This is a genomic window from Bacillus sp. JZ105, assembly GCF_053903125.1.
Genome location: NZ_CP096387.1, coordinates 1,032,290 through 1,051,198 on the forward strand (window position 1 = coordinate 1,032,290; position 18,909 = coordinate 1,051,198).

At 41.5% G+C, this 18,909-nt stretch carries 18 protein-coding genes and 1 pseudogene; 11 read left to right on the forward strand and 8 right to left on the reverse strand.

All coding sequences use genetic code 11. The features are described 5' to 3' along the window. The first annotated feature begins 1 nt into the window (after nt 1). Both M1D81_RS05145 and M1D81_RS05150 read left to right on the forward strand, forming a co-directional pair. A complete protein-coding gene (locus tag M1D81_RS05145) occupies nt 2-991 on the forward strand; it encodes a lipoate--protein ligase (protein ID WP_456265433.1) in 990 nt (329 codons plus the stop codon). A 172-nt stretch (nt 992-1,163) separates the two neighbouring features. Next, complete coding sequence (locus M1D81_RS05150; RefSeq protein ID WP_456265432.1) at nt 1,164-2,717, forward strand: fatty acid--CoA ligase family protein; 1,554 nt, start codon at nt 1,164-1,166, stop codon at nt 2,715-2,717. An 80-nt stretch (nt 2,718-2,797) separates the two neighbouring features. On the opposite strand, the gene M1D81_RS05155 is transcribed toward M1D81_RS05150, so the two are convergent. Further along, nucleotides 2,798-3,205, reverse strand: a complete 408-nt coding sequence (locus M1D81_RS05155; protein WP_456265431.1) for a sporulation protein — start codon at nt 3,203-3,205, stop codon at nt 2,798-2,800. A gap of 177 nt (nt 3,206-3,382) precedes the next feature. Here M1D81_RS05155 and M1D81_RS05160 point away from each other — a divergent pair, with 177 nt between their 5' ends. Then, nucleotides 3,383-4,666: a M48 family metallopeptidase gene (locus tag M1D81_RS05160; RefSeq protein WP_456265430.1), complete on the forward strand. Its 1,284-nt coding sequence runs from the start codon at nt 3,383-3,385 to the stop codon at nt 4,664-4,666. Nucleotides 4,667-4,910: 244 nt separating this feature from the next. On the opposite strand, the gene M1D81_RS05165 is transcribed toward M1D81_RS05160, so the two are convergent. From M1D81_RS05165 to M1D81_RS05185, 5 genes and pseudogenes are all read right to left on the reverse strand, one after another. Continuing rightward, nucleotides 4,911-6,056 carry a serine alkaline protease SapB gene (locus M1D81_RS05165; RefSeq protein ID WP_044335827.1) on the reverse strand — a complete coding sequence of 382 codons (1,146 nt, stop codon included), beginning with the start codon at nt 6,054-6,056 and terminating at the stop codon, nt 4,911-4,913. Nucleotides 6,057-6,443: 387 nt separating this feature from the next. Beyond that, the gene (locus M1D81_RS05170; protein WP_456265429.1) at nt 6,444-7,028 is read right to left on the reverse strand and encodes a histidine phosphatase family protein; all 585 of its coding nucleotides are present in this window, start codon (nt 7,026-7,028) and stop codon (nt 6,444-6,446) included. Between the two features lie 61 nt (nt 7,029-7,089). After that, complete coding sequence (locus M1D81_RS05175; protein ID WP_456270899.1) at nt 7,090-7,701, reverse strand: methyl-accepting chemotaxis protein; 612 nt, start codon at nt 7,699-7,701, stop codon at nt 7,090-7,092. Nucleotides 7,702-7,845: 144 nt separating this feature from the next. Next, nucleotides 7,846-8,385 (reverse strand): annotated as a pseudogene (locus M1D81_RS05180) (protoglobin family protein); the annotation flags it as partial. Between the two features lie 92 nt (nt 8,386-8,477). After that, a complete protein-coding gene (locus M1D81_RS05185) occupies nt 8,478-10,010 on the reverse strand; it encodes an FAD-dependent oxidoreductase (RefSeq protein ID WP_456265428.1) in 1,533 nt (510 codons plus the stop codon). A 142-nt stretch (nt 10,011-10,152) separates the two neighbouring features. On the opposite strand from M1D81_RS05185, the gene M1D81_RS05190 reads away from it, so the two are divergent. Further along, entirely contained in the window at nt 10,153-11,013 is an 861-nt protein-coding gene (locus M1D81_RS05190; RefSeq protein WP_024425480.1) for an SDR family oxidoreductase, read from the forward strand. 56 nt (nt 11,014-11,069) lie between these two features. On the opposite strand, the gene M1D81_RS05195 is transcribed toward M1D81_RS05190, so the two are convergent. Further along, nucleotides 11,070-11,306, reverse strand: a complete 237-nt coding sequence (locus M1D81_RS05195; protein ID WP_008348804.1) for an IDEAL domain-containing protein — start codon at nt 11,304-11,306, stop codon at nt 11,070-11,072. Between the two features lie 289 nt (nt 11,307-11,595). Between M1D81_RS05195 and M1D81_RS05200 the strand changes: the two genes are divergently transcribed. Further along, nucleotides 11,596-12,174, forward strand: coding sequence for a competence protein ComK (locus tag M1D81_RS05200; RefSeq protein WP_034282183.1), 579 nt, complete (start codon nt 11,596-11,598; stop codon nt 12,172-12,174). 299 nt (nt 12,175-12,473) lie between these two features. Continuing rightward, nucleotides 12,474-12,956, forward strand: coding sequence for a hypothetical protein (locus M1D81_RS05205; protein ID WP_024425482.1), 483 nt, complete (start codon nt 12,474-12,476; stop codon nt 12,954-12,956). Nucleotides 12,957-12,987: 31 nt separating this feature from the next. Here the strand turns inward: M1D81_RS05205 and pdxR are convergent, their stop codons facing one another. After that, nucleotides 12,988-14,427: a MocR-like pyridoxine biosynthesis transcription factor PdxR gene (gene pdxR / locus M1D81_RS05210; protein WP_456265427.1), complete on the reverse strand. Its 1,440-nt coding sequence runs from the start codon at nt 14,425-14,427 to the stop codon at nt 12,988-12,990. Between the two features lie 145 nt (nt 14,428-14,572). On the opposite strand from pdxR, the gene M1D81_RS05215 reads away from it, so the two are divergent. From M1D81_RS05215 to M1D81_RS05235, 5 genes are all read left to right on the forward strand, one after another. Beyond that, nucleotides 14,573-15,742: an MFS transporter gene (locus tag M1D81_RS05215; RefSeq protein ID WP_456265426.1), complete on the forward strand. Its 1,170-nt coding sequence runs from the start codon at nt 14,573-14,575 to the stop codon at nt 15,740-15,742. 65 nt (nt 15,743-15,807) lie between these two features. Next, on the forward strand, nt 15,808-16,086 hold the full coding sequence (locus M1D81_RS05220; protein WP_456267155.1) for a barstar family protein: 279 nt from the start codon (nt 15,808-15,810) through the stop codon (nt 16,084-16,086). Between the two features lie 161 nt (nt 16,087-16,247). Then, a complete protein-coding gene (locus tag M1D81_RS05225) occupies nt 16,248-17,198 on the forward strand; it encodes an ABC transporter permease (RefSeq protein ID WP_034621818.1) in 951 nt (316 codons plus the stop codon). Then, nucleotides 17,191-18,141: an iron chelate uptake ABC transporter family permease subunit gene (locus M1D81_RS05230; protein WP_456265425.1), complete on the forward strand. Its 951-nt coding sequence runs from the start codon at nt 17,191-17,193 to the stop codon at nt 18,139-18,141. The genes M1D81_RS05225 and M1D81_RS05230 overlap by 8 nt, the downstream gene beginning before the upstream one ends. After that, nucleotides 18,132-18,890, forward strand: coding sequence for an iron ABC transporter ATP-binding protein (locus M1D81_RS05235; RefSeq protein WP_456265424.1), 759 nt, complete (start codon nt 18,132-18,134; stop codon nt 18,888-18,890). Before M1D81_RS05230 ends, M1D81_RS05235 begins: the two co-directional genes overlap by 10 nt. Nucleotides 18,891-18,909 lie beyond the last annotated feature (19 nt).

Sequence of the window (18,909 nt, forward strand, 5' to 3'; positions counted from 1 at the left end):
GATGCTGTTTATCGATAACGAACAACATTATGATCCAATGATTAATTTGGCAATTGAAGAATATTGCTTAAAATATTTAGAGCCAGAAGAAACATATTTGCTGTTTTACATCAATCAGCCGTCGATCATTATCGGAAAGAACCAAAATACAATAGAAGAAATCAACACAAAGTATGTGGAAGACAACGGAATCAAAGTCGTGCGCCGCTTATCTGGCGGTGGTGCAGTTTACCATGACAAAGGGAACTTAAACTTCAGCTTTATCACAAAAGATGATGGAGACAGCTTCCATAACTTTAAAAAGTTCACAGAGCCAGTCATCAAAGCGCTTGAAAAGCTAGGCGTTAAAGCTGAATTGAGCGGCAGAAATGACATTATGGCAGATGGACGTAAAATTTCTGGAAATGCCCAGTTCGCAACAAGAGGACGTATTTTCAGCCATGGCACACTGCTATTTGATTCAGAAATTGAACATGTCGTTTCGGCTTTAAATGTGAAAAAAGAAAAAATTGAATCAAAAGGCATCAAATCGATTAGAAGCAGGGTTGCCAATATTAGTGAACTGATGGATCAAAAAATGACAACAGAAGAATTTAGAAAAATTCTTTTAAGCTACATTTTTGATACAAATGGGGACGTGCCTCAATATCGCCTGACTGAAAAGGATTGGGAAAAGATTCACGAAATTTCTCGAGATCGCTATCAAAAATGGGAATGGAACTACGGCCGTTCACCGAAATTTAATTTGCAGCATTCTAAGAGATTCCCTGCAGGCTCCATTGATTTGCGATTAGAAGTGAAAAAAGGGATGATCCAGGATTGCAAAATCTTTGGTGATTTCTTTGGCGTAGGGGATATTGCCGATATTGAGAAGCGGCTCATCGGACAGCAATATGATCGTAAAACGATCAGTGATGTCTTAGAAGATATGGATATGCGCCACTATTTCGGCAACGTATCAAAAGAGGATTTTCTTGATTTGATTTATTAATTGCGGGAAAGCACAGCTAGAGATAGCAGTGCTTTTTTGATTGAAGGAAATGAAAGCGATTTACATTTGATCTTGTGGATTTTTTCGATTGTCTATTATAATAGAAAGGAGGAATGTTCGGCCATAAAATGAATGGTCATTCATTCATTGATGACATGTAAGGGGTGGGAGAATGGATTTGATCAAAAATCTTCAGCAGACGGCGATGACGAAGGGAGAAAATATCGCACTGATCTTTGAAGGAAAGAAGTGGACCTATCGAGAGCTGATGACAAGTATCGAGCGTTTTGCAGATGGATTAGTCAACGAAGGGTTTCAAGCTGGGGATCATATCGCGCTTATTTTAGGAAATTCACCGCATTTTGTCATTTCTTTTTTTGGCGCATTAAAGGCAGGGCTTGTCGTTGTACCTATTAACCCAACGTATACACCTAGTGAAATTGGATATATGCTCATCACAGGCGATGTGAAAGGTATTGTGGCGCCTGAACAGCTTCTGCCAGTTTACGAGCAGGTGTATGAGCAGCTTCCGTCTATTGAAAGAGTCATTATTTGTGCAGAAAATGAATCGGCGTGCAGATCAAGCTTCAAGGAAGTATCTGATCGACTTGTTTTCTTTGGAAAGCTTGTGACAGGTGCTGCGAATGAAAACGTACATCCTTCCATTCAGCCAGATGATACCGCTGTCATTTTATTTACATCTGGCACGACAGGAAAACCAAAAGGTGCCATGCTGACGCATTTCAACCTTTATTCAAATGCCAGAGATGTCGCTGAGTATTTATCGATTGATAAAAAGGACAAGGTTATTGCCGCTTTGCCAATGTTCCATGTATTTTGTTTAACAGTTTGTATGAATGCACCGTTGATTCATGGTGCGACGATTTATGTCTTGCCGCATTTCAGCCCGTCAGAGCTTTTGCGCATGATGGAAAAAGAGAAGCCAACACTATTTGTTGGTGTACCCACCATGTATAACTATTTGTACCGCCAGGAGGGGCATGAGGAAGCGATGTCATCTGTGAGGATCTGTATATCAGGCGGTGCCTCAATGCCTGTTGCCTTACTCCATGGCTTTGAGAAAAAGTTCGGTGTTACGGTCCTTGAGGGCTATGGGCTGTCAGAGGCATCACCAGTGACTGCATTCAATCCTCTTGACGGAAAAAGAAAACCAGGTTCTGTCGGGACTGACATTATGAATGTGAAGAATAAAATTGTGAATGAACTAGGAGAAGAAGTCGGACCAAATGAAGTCGGAGAGCTGATAGCCAAAGGGCCAAACATCATGAAAGGCTATTATCAAATGCCAGAAGATACAGAAGCTGCGCTAAGAGACGGCTGGCTGTATACTGGCGATTTGGCGAGAAGAGATGAAGAAGGATATATTTATATTGTCGATCGGAAAAAGGATATGATTCTTGTTGGCGGTTATAATGTTTATCCAAGAGAAGTAGAAGAAGTACTTTATCAACATGAAGCTGTAGCAGAAGCCGTTGTCATCGGTGTGCCAGATCCACACACAGGAGAGGCAGTTGTCTGTTACATTTCCCCTAAGAAACATGCTCACATCAATCAAGAAGACATCATCACACATTGTTCACGCTATTTAGCAAAATATAAGCAGCCCCAAACGATCCATTTCATAGATGATATTCCTAAAAACACAACAGGTAAAATTTTAAGAAGAGCGCTAAGAGAAAAGTATCAAGCAGAAGAAAGTAAATAAAAAAAGGGAGTCTCTGATGAGGAGGCTCCCTTAGCATGTAGACAAATCCTCGCAATTCAAAGGTTTCTCTAAAGATCATTTTAGCTCTTTTGAATGGCTTCTTTTAACTGTCTCTGAAAAGAATTCGACTGTTTTTGATTCAGTTCATAAAACGTTCCATCAACTAAAAAAACGACCTGTGATCGGTTGGTCCAAAGCTGGAAGGTGGTGCCGTTTGTTCGTCCGAACATCACCTTGGCGATATAATCGGGCTTTTTTAAATTTTTCTTGAGATGATTGCTTGTTTGTTTGCCTTTATTTAATTCTTCAATTAAATCTTCTGCTGTGTCCTTATCATCTATTTCATAAGAGATGGATTCATTCGCAGGTGAGAGCAGCAATTTTTCTACGCGGTTCTCATCAAAGATCTCGCTCGTCCGGCTGAACACATAAAAGAAGGTGATTAATAAAAGTCCAAAAATCACAACTCCTGCAAGGATTTTCTTCATTTTGATCCTCCAACTAACTGTTTTACATGTAGCTTCTCCGATTTTTGAGTCGCATAATCATTTTTTTGGCGAAAGCTTTTTCAGTTGGGGCATGCTATGATGGAGCCACATGAGACAGGTTCTAAACGAAAAAATACGTGACTAGAATAAAGAGAGGGATGGAAAGGAGGCTGACTTGTGCGAGTACGTAAATGGGTAGCCCTTGCAACGGTAGCATACATATTGTATGGTCTTTTTATTTATTCGTATTTGTTTCTAATGGGGGATTCATCGGTACCTGAAAGTGTAAAAGGGACAAGTGCAGATCCGCATACTTTTATGACAAGTCATGAGCTTGTGATCAGCGAGAATTTCTCGAACATACGGAATCTGCTGTATTTCATAACCATCCCATTAGATTGGTATGTCTTTTTTCTTTTGCTCATTTTAGGGTTTTCACGGAAAATAGCAGACTGGAGCCTGGCAGCAGCTCGTTTCAAGTTTTTAAGCAAGCTTGTGTATGTGTTTGTGCTGTCACTTCTAACCATGATCATTTCATTCCCAATTAAGTGGATTGGCTATCAGCTGTCTTTGCACTACGGAGTTTCTGCACAAAATACGGCAAGCTGGTTGAAAGATCAAACACTGGATTTTTGGATTCAATATCCGCTCCTTGCCCTTTGTGCTATTGTGTTCTTTTGGCTGATTCAAAAGAGAAGAAAACGCTGGTGGCTGTATGCGTGGTGTTTGACAGTCCCAGTTACGCTGTTTCTCTTCTTTATACAGCCGGTCGTCATTGATCCGTTATATAACAATTTTTATCCACTAAAGGATCAAGCTCTAGAGAAGAAGATATTAACGCTTGCAGGCAAAGCGCATATTCCGGCAGATCATGTATATGAGGTCAATATGTCTGAGAAAACGAATACGATGAACGCTTATGTCACAGGAATTGGTGAAAATAAGCGTATTGTCTTATGGGACACAACACTGCAAAAGCTGAAAGACCGAGAAATTTTATTTATCATGGCGCATGAAATGGGACATTACGTCATGAAACATGTCTATATTGGGTTAGCAGGATATTTAGTGCTGTCATTGGCCGGATTATTTGCGATCGACCGTCTTTATTTTTATCTTTATCAAAAAGGCGCAGCTACATTTCGTCTCAAGGTGTCACATGACATTGCTGCTCTTCCGCTTCTTTTAATCATCGTATCGATGCTGTCATTTGCAGCTTCACCTTTTACAAATGCCGTGTCAAGGCATCAAGAACGGGCAGCAGACGAATATGCGGTGAACATGACAAAAGACGGGGAGGCAGGCGTAACGTCTTTTCAAAAGCTTGCAAAATCAGGGCTGTCCCAGGTGAATCCACCATTTCTAGTGAAGATTTTCCGCTATGGACACCCGACCATGATGGAAAGAATCATGGATATGGAAAAAGCGGCGGAAAAAGAGAAGACGCCGAAAAAGCAGTAAATAAATAAAATCCGGCTGAATCAGCCGGATTTAGATTGTTGACAAAGAGCTAAAATGATTTTTATTTTAGCTCTTTGTCTTCTTTTCAGCGTGATAGAAAACCTTTGAAGTCTAGGAAGGACGAGTACCGGAGCGGAGCGAATTGAGTATTCGTGAGAACCGGCACGCAGGACTGACACCGAATGCGAGGGTTTGTCTACGCGCTGAATCCGGCTGAATCAGCCGGATTTTTTATCACACTTGGTTAGTTAGAAGCCGCTTGAACGTTGATTAACCCTTTTCCGTAATAGAATGAGTCACCAAGCGGTGTCGCTGTATTTTCTAAGCGCTGGCGAACCTGTGAATTTGTTAGGTTCGGGTTTTTAGAAAGAATAAGCGCTGCTGCTCCTGCTACATGAGGAGACGCCATAGATGTTCCAGTATAAGATGTGTATCCGCTGCTTGGCACTGTACTTAAAATAGAAGTACCAGGTGCAGAAACATCTAATTCAGGACCTGCGCTAGAAGATGAGTTTCTAACATTGTTACTGTTTACATTGGCCACAGCAATTGTAGACTCGTATTTTGCCGGATAGCCAACTGTACTTCTAGAGCCACTAGAGCCTGAATTACCTGCGGCGGCAACAACAACGACTCCGCGGTTGTTTGCTGTATCAACGGCATTTTTAAGTGCTGTTGAACCGCTTGCTCCGCCTAAGCTCATATTGATGACATCCATGTTATTGGCAACAGCCCATTCAATACCGCTAATGATCCAGCTGTATTGTCCGTCACCATTACGGTCTAATACTTTCACAGCATATAGGGAAGCGCTTGGAGCGACCCCAAGAACACCAATTGTGTTATCAAGGGCAGCAATGGTTCCAGCTACGTGAGTTCCATGTGATTGAAAGTCTTGGGTGGCATTTGGCTCTGAAGGGACGAAGCTCGCACCGCCTGCAACATTTAAGTCAGGGTGTGCAGCGTGGATTCCAGTATCAAGGACAGCTACTTTGACATTAGCACCTTTATAACCTTGAGCGTGTACAGCTGGAGCTTTGATTTGAGGGATTCCATAAGGGACGGTTTGTGCATATGCTTCTGCTTTATGGTCTTCTTCTACGTAAGCAATGCTAGGGTCATGTTCAAGTTTTTTGGCGGCTTGTTCGGACATTTTCACTTGTGCAGCATTAATGAGGCGGTATTGTTTTTCTAGTTTTCCACCATTTTGAATGACAGCTTGTTTCTTAGAGCTGTTTGTGGTGGCAGAGGCTTTAAAACCAACAATATAGCTTTTTTCACTATCTGTTTTGGAGACTGTCTCGGCATTTGCCATGGAGCCTCCAAACCCCGCTGAAAACAGAAGAGGGACAGCCAATAAAACACTTGTCATCACATTTTTCTTTTTCACGCACATTCCACATCCCTTTTTTCTTATTTCAGAATAATCATCCGTAGTCTATAAGAATGATCCGTTTGATTATTCTGTATATTCAGTTTAAGGGAAGTAGGCAAATAAGAGTAGACCCGAATTTTTGTGAAAGTCCTAGCGAAAATTGGGGAATTAAGTCACTTGGAACTGGTGGCAAAATATGTTTATTCTATCATTTCAGCGATGATCTATTAAAAAGGGAGCGTGCTTTTTTTCTCATGATCCATTTCCGGTTAAATATTCGATACCCGAAAAGCCATAAAATAGGTAGAATCGTCTAGCATCTATTTCGAATTTCGATATAAAAAAATATTATTTTATCATTGTTTTTGTCATAAAAAAGAACCTGTTAAGATAACAGGCTCTTTAAGAAGGGGCGGATTGAGTTAAATGGCTGACCACGTTGTAATCAAGGACCTTCCATTTATCATTTGACCATTCCACATAATTTAAGCAAGCATTGACAAGTCTCGTGTTCTGTAGACTCATATGTTCATCAGCCAAAGTGGTGAGTAAAGCATGGATAGCAGCGCCGTGAGCCACGATTAGGACATGTTGATCTGGATAGGCGGCTCTGACTTTCTCAATACCTTCTAGCATTCGGTTTTGAATCGTTTCAAGTGGTTCCATATTTGGATATTGTTTATCTGGAAACAGCTTCTGACGCTCCTCAAACGACATGCCTTCAGCGTCACCGTAATCTCGTTCAATGAAATCTTCCATGATGACAAGCGGGGCATGGACATGATTTAAAATCAAGTGTGCCGTTTCTTTTGCCCTTGTTAGTGGACTGGAAATGACAACATCCCAATGGACATCCTTTAAGTAAAGTCCAGTTTGTTCAGCCTGCCATTTACCTGTGTCATTTAAAGGGATGTCTGTTCGTCCTTGAATTCGTTTCGCCGCATTCCAATCTGTTTCCCCGTGTCTGACTAGGCAAATTGTTGTCAATCAAATCCCGCCTTTTCTATCTTTTCTTCTATTATACTAAAGCAGAAGAAAAAAGGCTGTATTAGCGATTTGTCAAGCTTGTTAAGGATTCGACGGAGCTAGCAACTTGAGACACCGTTTGTTTGACTTCCTTCAATTCGTTAAGGAAGGTCTGAAGGTCATTTTCAATTTTTCCGTTTTGGTTTTTGCTTAAGTTCATGCTGCTGACGATATCATCAAAGAGTGAATTGATTTGTGTCATTTTTTCTTTACTGTCTGTCACAAGTAAATTCACGTCTGCAATATGCTGAGAGACAATGGCGATTTGTGAATTGGTATTGTTGACAAGTTCAGATACAGTTGAAACCGTTTTCTTGGTGTCCTCTGATAATTTGCGTACTTCGTTTGCAACGACAGCAAAACCTTTTCCGTGTTCACCTGCTCGTGCAGATTCGATTGAGGCATTTAAAGATAACAAGTTCGTCTGCTCTGCAATACCTGTGACAATCCCAAAGATTTGTTCAATTTGTTTGGCGATTTCTTCAAGGCGCTTAATTTCTGTTTCAATCTTTGTCATGCTACCATCAATTTGGTTCATTTGTGTTTGCTGAATTTCTAATTCTTTTTTACCGCCGATAGATTTTTCTTCGACCTGTGCTGAAATTTGTGTTCCAGCTTGTGACATGTCCGCCATCTCATCCGACTTTGAGACAAGCTTGTCGACTGCACTTGTTGTGTTTGAAAAGAGCGAAGCAAGCGAATTTGAAGTCTCTGTGATTTTTGTATGAAGCTCCTGCTGCTGCTCTTCTGCTTCATCACGAATTTTAGAATATTCATTTTGGAATGTATCTAGGACAAGCTGCTGCTCTAAATTTAAAATTTTCGTCGTCGCTTTGACCGCTGTCTGATATTCTTTGAAATCTTGGATATGGTTAGCGAATAAATCCATAATGGATAGCAGAAGGTCTTGGAATGCTGCCATGTACCATTTAGGCTGGAGTCCAATCCGTAAATGAACTTGCGCGATTTTAATGCGTTTTGCCACATAGGCTTCGTCAATCACACCTGCAAACATTTCGCTAATATGAATGCGGAGTGTTTTTTTCAAACGATCGACAGAACTATTGTCTTGAATGATATGCATCAAGGAAGACTCGACTTCTAAATTTTTATAAAACTTATCAACAATATGCGCAATATCATCCTGAACAATTGGATTGAGCTGCTTTAATATCAATAGGTCATGCTGCGTCAGGTCGATCATTTTAATTTGTTTGGCGATGTCCGTATTGGTCGAGAAGTTGATTCGTTTTATCCCATCATCCTGCTGTGTGAAAAAAGCAGTGTTTTTTCTTTTCGGTTCTTTTTTAAATAACAATGTGTTTGTCCCCCCATAATCATCAAAAATATCAGACTTTATGTTTTTTATCGGATAATATTGGATTTTTTAAAGGGGGGACGAGTGAAATTTTACTGTTCTTTATATGACCTTTTTAGTGGTTTTTTAGCAGGGCCTTCTACTACTTCTCCAGTAATGGAAAAACGTGAACCGTGACACGGGCAATCCCAAGTGCGGTCACTATTATTCCAAGCCACTTCACAGCCTAGGTGAGTACACGTTGTATCGACAAGAAAGACATTCCCATCCTCTGATTTATAGGCGCCGCACTTTTTATGTTCATAGGAGATAATGCCGCCTTCGCCTGGTTTTAAATCATCGATTGTTTGATCAGTTCGTTTGAATTTACCACTGATCAGCTTGGCAGCGACATTGGCATTTTCTTTAACGAAATCTTTAACGAAAGAGTCAGTAACAGGTCTTGATGGCGAAAAGATTGATTCGAAAGGATTCGATTTTCCTTCAATTAAATCCCCGATAAGAGTGGCTGCGACATGGCTTGTGGTCATGCCCCATTTTCTAAAGCCGGTTGCTACAAAGATATTCTGGTGGTGTTTGGTCAGGCGGCCAATGTAAGGGATTTGATCCATTGTGACCATATCGTGTGTCGACCAGCGATACAGCACTTCTTCTATTCCAAGGGTGGCATCTCCAAACGTTTCTAGTCCTTCATAGTGAGCGGATTCATCTCCGCCTTGTCCTGTTTTATGGCCTTCTCCTCCGATGAGGACTACTTCTTCACCGTGCCATTCTGCCGTTCTTAAAGAGTGAGCAGGCTGGTCAATTCCTAGGTACATTCCGTCTGGGAGGGGTTTGGTTGTTCTAGCTGCTACGACATAGGATTGCTCTGGATGAATTCGGGTGAAATAAAGTCCTTTTCCATCATAAAAAGGAAAGTGTGAGCATGAAATGACATAGCGCCCTGTCAGATGATGACCGCTTTTTGTGACGACAGCAGGCCGGTTCCCTTCTTTTACATCAACAGCGGTTGTTTGTTCAAAGATACGTACACCTCGCTCTAGGAGCTTCTCGATTAGCGCATTGAGATAATGAAGGGGATGAAACTGTGCCTGATTGGTCATCGCAAGGGCTGCTTTAATGTCAGCATCAAAAGGAAGCTTTGTTTTCCATTCCCGGTCAATACCAAGCTGTTTGTAGGCATCTAATTCCTTCTTTAACTTTTTTACACCGCTTTCTTCCTTTGTATAAAGGTAAGCATCTTTTATCTCTAGCTGACAATCAATGTCGTGCTCTTTGATACGAGCTTGAATGAGGTCTTTTGCTTTCTCATTTGCTTCTACATACAAACGTGCTTTTGGCATCCCAATTTGTTGAATCAGCTCATAATAGTACACATCATGCTGTGAGGTGATTTTAGCCGTCGTGTGTCCGGTCGTGCCTTGCAGCAATTGTTCGGCATCAATGATGATCACATCTAGTCCCCGCTCTGTCATTTCAAACGCCGCAGCGATACCGGTAATACCGCCGCCGACAATGATCACATCTGCTGTGAGATCTTCACTGACAGCAGGAAAAGAATGTTTCTGACTGCCGGCCAGCCATAACGATTTTGCCTGTTCCATTCCTTTATGTTCTTGTTCCATGTTGTCGCCTCCACTTGATTGGTTGTGTATAATTTTTCCACAATGCTGAAAATCATACATCTGAAAGGAAACAGGGGCGTCATACATAAAAAAACAGCCAGCACATAAAAATAAACAAGATAAAAGGAAGGAGTGGACTAACGTGTCAACAAAGCAGCCGAAGAAAACATTGCCGCCTCAACATCAAAATGAACGTCCGGGTCTTGAATATAAAATGAACCCTAGACCTGTCTTTGATCGTGAGGTGCAGGATAAAAAGTTAGCAGGAAAAACAGCCATTGTGACAGGTGGAGACAGCGGGATTGGAAGAGCAGTTTCTGTTTTATTTGCGAAAGAAGGTGCCAATGTTGCCATTGTTTACTTAAGTGAACATCGTGATGCCGAGGAGACGAAGGACTATATTGAGAAAGCGGGAGGCCGTGTCATCTTAATAGCAGGTGATTTAGGGGATGAGGCTTTTTCGAATGAGGTCGTCAAAAAAACAAAAGATGCCTTCGGTTCCATTGATATTTTGGTGAATAACGCCGGGGAACAGCATCCGCAAAAAAGCATTGAGCAAATTACCTCGCATCAGCTTCTTCGGACGTTTCAAACGAATATTTTTGCCATGTTTTATTTAACAAAGGCTGTTCTTCCTCATTTAAAAAAAGGAAGCAGTATCATTAATACAGCCTCTGTCACCGCCTATAAAGGGCATGAAACATTGATCGATTATTCATCCACAAAAGGGGCGGTCGTAACCTTTACGAGATCATTATCCTTATCGCTCATTAAACAAGGGATTAGAGTGAATGGAGTAGCTCCCGGTCCTATTTGGACACCGCTGATTCCCTCAACCTTTACGGAAAAAGAAGTCTCTGAATTTGGCGGAGATGTCCCAATGGAACGTCCTGGTGAGCCAGTAGAGCTTGCGCCAAGTTATTTATTTTTAGCGAGCGAAGACTCATCTTATATGAATGGACAAATGCTGCATGTGAATGGCGGGACCATTTTAAATGGATAAACAAAAAACTTGCGGTAAAGAGACGAGTTGCTGTCTCTCTGCCGCAAGTAAAATCATCATGATTGATGTAAGCAGTGTTCTGCATATTGAGCTGACAAGTCATTGAATCGCTTTTCATCACGCTGATCCAGTGCCTTATCAATCTCTTCTCTTAGGAAGGTTAAGCGCTGTTTATAAAGCGCCTCATCTAAAACCATTTGAATATAGATGTCTAAAATGGTGACGCCGTTTTCTTCGGTTTTTTGGGTGTTGCGGGACTTCATGAGCTCAGCATACGTTTTTTTCTCTTTCATAAAGAATCCCCCCGATGCCTTTTTTATAGTATATGGATTGGCGGAGAAAAAATCAACAAGAATTTATAATTTTTAGACAATTTATTTTTGAGCAGAATCGACACCTCTTGTCCAATCGACAGGATGTGATATATCTTTAAAAATGGCTTTTCGATAGATCGAATGGACTAAAAAATATGATAAAAAGATGATTTTTAATAAATTTTGAAAAAATCCTGTCGTTTCTTATATGTTGGTGATAGATTAATAGTATCTTAAATAACCAAATATTAACACAGGAGGAAATGAAGTGTCAGGAATTAGTGAAACACCTTTAGATTCATACGTCATTAATCAAACAACAATGGCGGTCCTTCCAGTTGAAGAAGGAAAAAGAGTATATTCAAAAGTCATAGAAAGAGAGACAAGCTTTTACGTTGAATTAAAGCCCCTACAAATTATTGAACGCAGCTGCAGATTCTTCGGCTCAAGCTATGCAGGCAGAAAGGCGGGAACATACGAAGTAACAGGAATTTCTCACAAACCTCCAATTGTGATTGACTCATCCAATCATCTGTATTTCTTCCCAACTTATTCATCCAACCGTCCTCAGTGCGGCTGGATCTCCCACAAATACATTCATACCTTCCAAGAATCATCCCTCGGAGACACGGTGGTCACCTTTACAAATGAGCAAACCGTCAAACTTGATGTCTCATATAAATCATTTGAGAGTCAGGTGCACCGGACAGCATATCTCCGAACGAAATTTCAAGATCGTCTTGATGGTGGTCTTCCGAAGAAACAAGAATTTATGCTGTATCCAAAGGAACAGCAGCTCAATCTCGTATACGATTTTATATTAAGGGAGCTTCGTAACAAATATTAGTCAAAAGCCAGCGGCAGAGCAGCCGCTGGACATCTTATCAAGCATGAATGCAATGTAAAAAGACGCTGCTGCATCATAAAGATGAATTCATTGAAACCAAATACGTATGTCTCGTCGTCTATTGGTTGTATTGGGAAATGACAGGGAAATGTGGATCCTTTGACGTATTTTCATCCATTTACTCATAAATCACAGAAGTGACACGAGCTTGTCTGTTACAATAAAAGAAATCTTATGTGGTAAAGGATGCTTATATTTGACCGATATGAACGAATGGGATGAAGAAATGGAGGCTCTGTATGAAAAAACAATCACATTTGGTGCTGCTATTTATCCTAACTTTGACTTTACTAGCAGCCTGTCAGCAAGCAGGTCAGCCGCCTTCAAAGCAAGACACAAAAGAAGCTGCTTATGAACAATGGGTGCAGTCTTATATGGATGAGTTAAATAAAGCATATGAAAATATGACAGATCAGTTTATCTCAGATGGACATGGAAAGATCCAAACAAATAAAAAATTGACAGAAGCGACGAAAGCATTTGATCGTGTGATTCAAAAAGGGCTGGATCATCAAGAAGTTCCAGCCGCTTATCAAAAGGCCGATCAACAATTAAAGACAGGACTTGCTTCCTTTGAAAAAGGGATCAGTAAGGTGGAAAAGCTCTTGAAGCATCCCGATCAAGAAAAGCTGTTTATTTCCGCTACCCATCATTTTCAGGATGGCTTGCAGCAAACAGCCGCATTTATTGAAGAAGTAGGTCAAATTCAGCAATCATCCTAAAAAAGCTTGGAAGTAAACCTTCCAGGCTTTTTTAGATGTGAAGGATTTTCTTTAAACGGCGAATGCCTTCTTGAATCATGCTTTCGTCCGTACAGGCGAATCCTAGCAGTAATCCCTTTCGATTGCTTTCAACACAATAAGGACTTAATGGATAAATGCCAACGCCAGCTGCCTTTGCTGCCTCAATGTTTCCTTTTTCATCAAAGTCATGCGCTCCTTCTAAAAAGACATGAAGGCCCGTATCGGTTCCATAGATACGGAAGTGTTTGTCAAAGTGATGTGTCAAAAGAGCATCCATCATAGCTGCCTGTCTTTTTTTATACAGCTGTCTCATTCGTCTGACATACCGCGTGAATTCTCCTTCTTTGAAAAAAGAAGCGAGTGTGATTTGTTCCATAATGGGCAGCTGCCTTTGAATGAGTGATTGCAGTGCGGCAATTTCTTTCATGACTGCTTTGGAACCGATAATGGCAGCAAGGCGGATGCCAGGTGCCAGCACTTTTGAGAAGCTTAAGATGTAAATCACATGCTCGGGTGCTTCTGAAAATAGAGAAGGGAGCGGCCCGCCATGGTAACGATAATCTCCATCAAAATCGTCTTCTAATATATAAGACTGATGGCTGACAGCAAACGTCAGCAGCTGCTGCCTTCTGTTTACACTCATACATACACCAGTTGGACGCTGATGGGAGGGCGTCACAGCAATCAGTTTTGTTCGCTGGGGCAATGTATTCACCACCATTCCTTCTTCATCAACTGGTGCGGGGTGAATGTTCATTTCGCGATGCATAAACGACAGCCTTGCCCCAGGGAAACCTGGATCTTCAACAGCCACTGTATCACCTTTTTTAAGCAATACCTGTGAAATCAAATCAATGGCTTGCTGCGTGCCACCTGTTAACACCATTTGATCTTCTTCTACATCAATCCCGCGTTCAACAGATAAATATTGGCGTATTTCTGAACGCACCTCCCATAATCCATGCGGTGAAGAATAGCCCCAATCTTTCATATTTAGTCGCTGTAATGCTTTCATGAGCGAGCGCTTCCATATGTTTTGAAAGTGTGCATCGATGGCTGGCTCCTGATGACGAAAATCAATATCAAGCTTCTCATGAAATTGATTGGCTGACAGCCAATCATCCATTTGTTTTTCGGCCTCTTCAAAGTGAGGTCTTGTCGGAGGTGAGAAAGGCGGTTCACTTTGATGGGGAGGGGAAGCTGTATAGTGATCGCTTGAAATGACCTTGGTACCGCCTCTTCTAGATGTGCTCACGTAACCTCTTGCCAGCAGCTCATCATAGGCAAGCTGTACGGTTGATCTTGAAACATTAAGCTCCTGTGCTAACACTCTTGTCGGTGTTAACTGATCGTCAGGAAGCAGTTTTTGTGTATGAATTTTTTGAATGATCTCCGTCACGATTTGCTGCCAGAGCGGAGTAGCGCTTGAACGGTCTAAATGAATATACATCGTGCACCTTCTCTCGTTTTCACATCATAAGTTGATGATGACACGGAATTATGGACTGGTCAATAGTGTTATTTTTGGATGTAGGAAGTAATCCAAATGGTGTGTACACTGTTCTCATATGCAATGACATAGAGGAGAGAGTCAAATGATCCCAGCATCCAAAGAAGAAACGGCACACCTATCCATCATCCCGTTTATTTTCGTTTTACTTGGTCTTTTTATGATTACGATTGCTGTGAATCTGCAAGTGCCCCTTTATACGGCGTATGCAGAACAAGCAGGGTACGGAAAAGCGGCAACAGCACTTGTATTTGCCGCGTATGTCTTCGGACTTATTCCAGTTTTGCTTTTTCTTGGCGGCATTTCTGACCGGGCTGGACGCAAACCGATTTTATTGGCTGCGCTTAGCTTTTCGTTATGTGCCACCTTGTTGATGATTGTGCACCCTTCCATACAAATGCTTTTTGCTTCAAGGCTCTTGCAAGGTATCAGTCTTGGTCTTAGTGTTGGAACATGCACCGCCTATTTGATTGCTTTATATCCAGAGAAATCAGGCTGGATTCCAACTTTTATTGCATTATGCAGTTCGGTTGGATTTGGGGGAGGTGCTCTCTTTACGGCACTTCTTTCTTTTCAGGGTGTGTCCCTCACGCCGCTTAGCTATTGGATTGTGCTGGCCTTTTTGATTTTAACCATTGTGGGTGTCTTTTTTTTCGTGCCGCCTGTCCAAGGAGATTCAGGTAAACCGATGATGAACATGCCAAGATTTCCAAAAGGAACAATGCCGGCGAATGCAGCCATTGCTATCGCATGGTCGGTGTGCGGCCTTGTCATTTCGATTTTGCCAGCACAGCTTAAACTAAATGGTTATGAATTGTGGGTAGGGCCGGCGCTCTTTTTGATTAATATGGCAGGTGTCCTGATGCAGCCCTTTGTGCGCAAGATGAATAGCAGCACAGCGCTCCTTTTGGGGTTGATCTCTCTTCCATGCGGATATGGCCTCTTGCTATACGGTGCAAGCAGCGGGTCTATTTCCCTTGTGCTTGCCGGAACGATGCTGGCGGGTACTGCCTGCTATGGATTTACTTATTTAGGTGGACTTCAGCTCATTGTTGAACGAGGGAAAAAGGAGGCGGCTAGAGCCGTTGCAGGATATTACTTGTTTGCCTATTTAGGACTTGGTATTCCGAGTGTCTTTGTTGGCCTCTTCGCTGATATTTATGGTACTCAGATCGTGTTAACCCTGTTTTTCTTGATCGTTTTGGCTGCCTGCCTCATTCTCTTAATTTCAGGTGCCGGGCAGAAACAAAAGTAAGATGTCCATCTTTCTCTTTCTCTTCCAATTCGTTTAAAATATAGAGAGGAGAGGGGAAGATGAACATGAGAAAAGTGCAGCTTGACGGTGCAGCATGCAGGTCACAAGAAGAGCTTCATGACCAGTTAAAAACAGTTTTACACCTTCCTGACTATTACGGGAAGAACCTTGATGCCCTTTGGGACTGTTTGACAGGCGGGGTGATTCTTCCAGTAGAACTGACATGGGTGAATTTTCAAATGAGCCAAGACGCTCTTGGTGATTATGCTGAGAACTTGCGTCAGTTATTTCAAGAAGCAGAAGAGGAATTGAAGGGACAATTTCAATTGAATATTCAATCATGATGAAAAGCAGCCGCTGCCGCAGGCTGTCTTTTTTTGAGTTTTCGTCTTTTTCATACCGCTATTGAATATTTCACTAGATGTGATAATATAGAAACTGTCGCTTAATTGATAATGATAATCATTTGAGGCGGATAGAGCTTGATAGAAAGTGAGAAACCTGTATGAAGTTGTATCAATTAAGTTTGTTATTTGTATGTTTGGCATGTATATCTCTGTTTGTCGGTGTACAGGACCTGTCCATTTTACAGCTGTTTCATTTAACAGATGAACAAGTGCACACGTTAGTTTCAAGCCGTCTCCCGCGTCTCGTGAGTATTGTGCTTGCTGGTATGAGCCTTAGTTTATGCGGCTTTATTATGCAAAGCATGACGCGGAATAAATTTGTTTCACCAACCACTGCAGGAACGATGGATTGGGCGAAGCTTGGTATTTTAGTAGCAATGCTTGTTTTTACACAAGCGAATCCGCTTATGAAAATGGGGATTGCGTTTCTATTTACTTTGGCTGGGAATCTTCTTTTCTTAAAAATCCTGCGGCATATTAAGGTGAACGATACGATCTATGTACCATTAGTCGGCTTAATGTTTGGGGGGATTGTCAGTTCAATATCTACGTTTATAGCCTATAAATATGATTTGATCCAAAACGTATCCGCATGGCTTCAAGGGGATTTTTCTCTTATTGTTCAAGGGCGTTATGAACTGCTCTATGTGAGCGTTCCACTATTGATCATTGCGTATTTATATGCTGACCGCTTTACAGTGGCAGGCATGGGCGAGAGCTTTGCCGTTAACTTAGGTTTAACGTATAAACGTGTGATGGCGGTTGGTTTGGTGATCGTTTCAATGATTACGTCTGTCACCATTTTAACTGTCGGAATGCTGCCATTCCTTGGATTAATCATTCCGAATATTGTATCGATCTACCGCGGTGATCACTTGAAAAAAAGTCTCCCGCATACAGCTTTATTAGGAGCTATTTTTGTTCTGATTTGTGATGTGCTCGGAAGGGTGATCATTTATCCATATGAAATATCAGTTGGACTCATGGTAGGCATCATCGGAAGTGCGATCTTCCTGTATATGTTATTAAGGAGGAAACGCTATGCATAAGAAACGTATATTATGCCTGATTGCAGCCATTGCAGCCGTGTTGATCGTAATTTTTATTAACTTTCAAATGGGGTACTGGCCGTACACAGTCCCAAGTCGTTTAAAGAAAGTCCTTGCAATGACATTAACGGGAGGCGCGATTGCCTTTTCATCTGTTGTCTTCCAAACTTTGACCAACAATCGAATCTTAACGCCGAGTATATTGGGTTTAGACGCACTGTACTTGTTTTTACAAACAGCGATTATTTATGTGTTTGGGTCGACTCATTTAATGATCGTCAATAAGAATCTTAATTTTTTTCTTTGCGTTGGGCTGATGATCCTATTTTCTGTGCTGCTGTATACAGTCATGTTCAAACGCAAAAATAAACACATTTTCTTGCTTCTGCTTGTTGGAATTGTGTTTGGGACATTGTTCAAAAGTCTTTCTTCGTTTATGGAAATGCTGATCGATCCGAATGAATATCAGGTCGTACAGGATAAATCCTTTGCAAGCTTTAATCACATGAATACGGACATCTTACTGATTGCTTCTGTTTTATTTGCGGCGCTGTGTGTGTACATTTGGACATTCCGCTCCAAATTAGATGTCATGTCTCTTGGTAAGGAACATGCGGTGAATCTAGGCATTGACTACGACAGTATCACAAAAAAGATGCTGATCGTGATAGCTGTCCTTGTGTCTATCGCAACGGCACTTGTCGGACCGATTACGTTCCTCGGCTTACTCGTCGTAAACGTCGCACGAGAGCTTTTTCGGACATACCGGCATACATACTTGCTATTAGGCTCTTTTTTTATCAGCGTGATTGCCCTTGTAGGCGGGGAATTTCTTGTAGAAAAGGTATTTACTTTTCAAACGCCGCTTAGTGTGTTGATTGATTTAGTCGGCGGACTGTATTTTATTTATTTACTGTTAAAGGAGAGTCGTTCATGGTCTTGATGAAGGGCGTCAGTAAGACGTATAACGGAAAAACAGTGCTTCACGACACAACGATCAGTGTGAAAAAAGGACAGCTGACCTCTCTCATTGGTCCGAATGGTGCAGGGAAAAGCACGCTTTTATCCATCATGAGCCGGCTGATTCAGCCAGACTCAGGTGCAGCTTATTTAGAAGACAAGCCATATAGCGCATACCCTCCGCAGGAACTTGCGAAGAAGATGAGTATTTTAAAGCAGGCCAATCATATGAATGTGCGGCTGACCGTTCGGGAGCTTGTCAGCTTTGGCCGTTTCCCTTACTCGCAGGGTCATCTGACAAAAGAGGATGAGAAGATGATCGATGTGTCTCTCCAATACATGAAGCTTGCCGATATCCAGCATCAATATGTAGATGAATTGAGCGGTGGACAAAGACAAAGATCCTTTATTGCAATGGTGCTGGCGCAGGATACAGATTATATTTTCTTAGATGAGCCTTTAAACAATTTGGATATGAATCATTCTGTCGAGATGATGAAGCTCTTTCAGCAGCTCGTCAAAGACCTTGGGAAAACAATTGTTGTGGTTCTTCATGATATTAACTTTGCCTCTGTGTATTCCGATCATATCGTCGCCTTAAAAGATGGACAGATCATTAAAGAAGGTGGAGTGGACGAAGTGATTCAAACAGATGCACTTGAACAAATTTATGACATGCGCATACCGATTGAAGTTATTCGCGGTGAGCGCATTTGCTTATATTTTTCTTAAAAAAATGAAGAGGTGATCA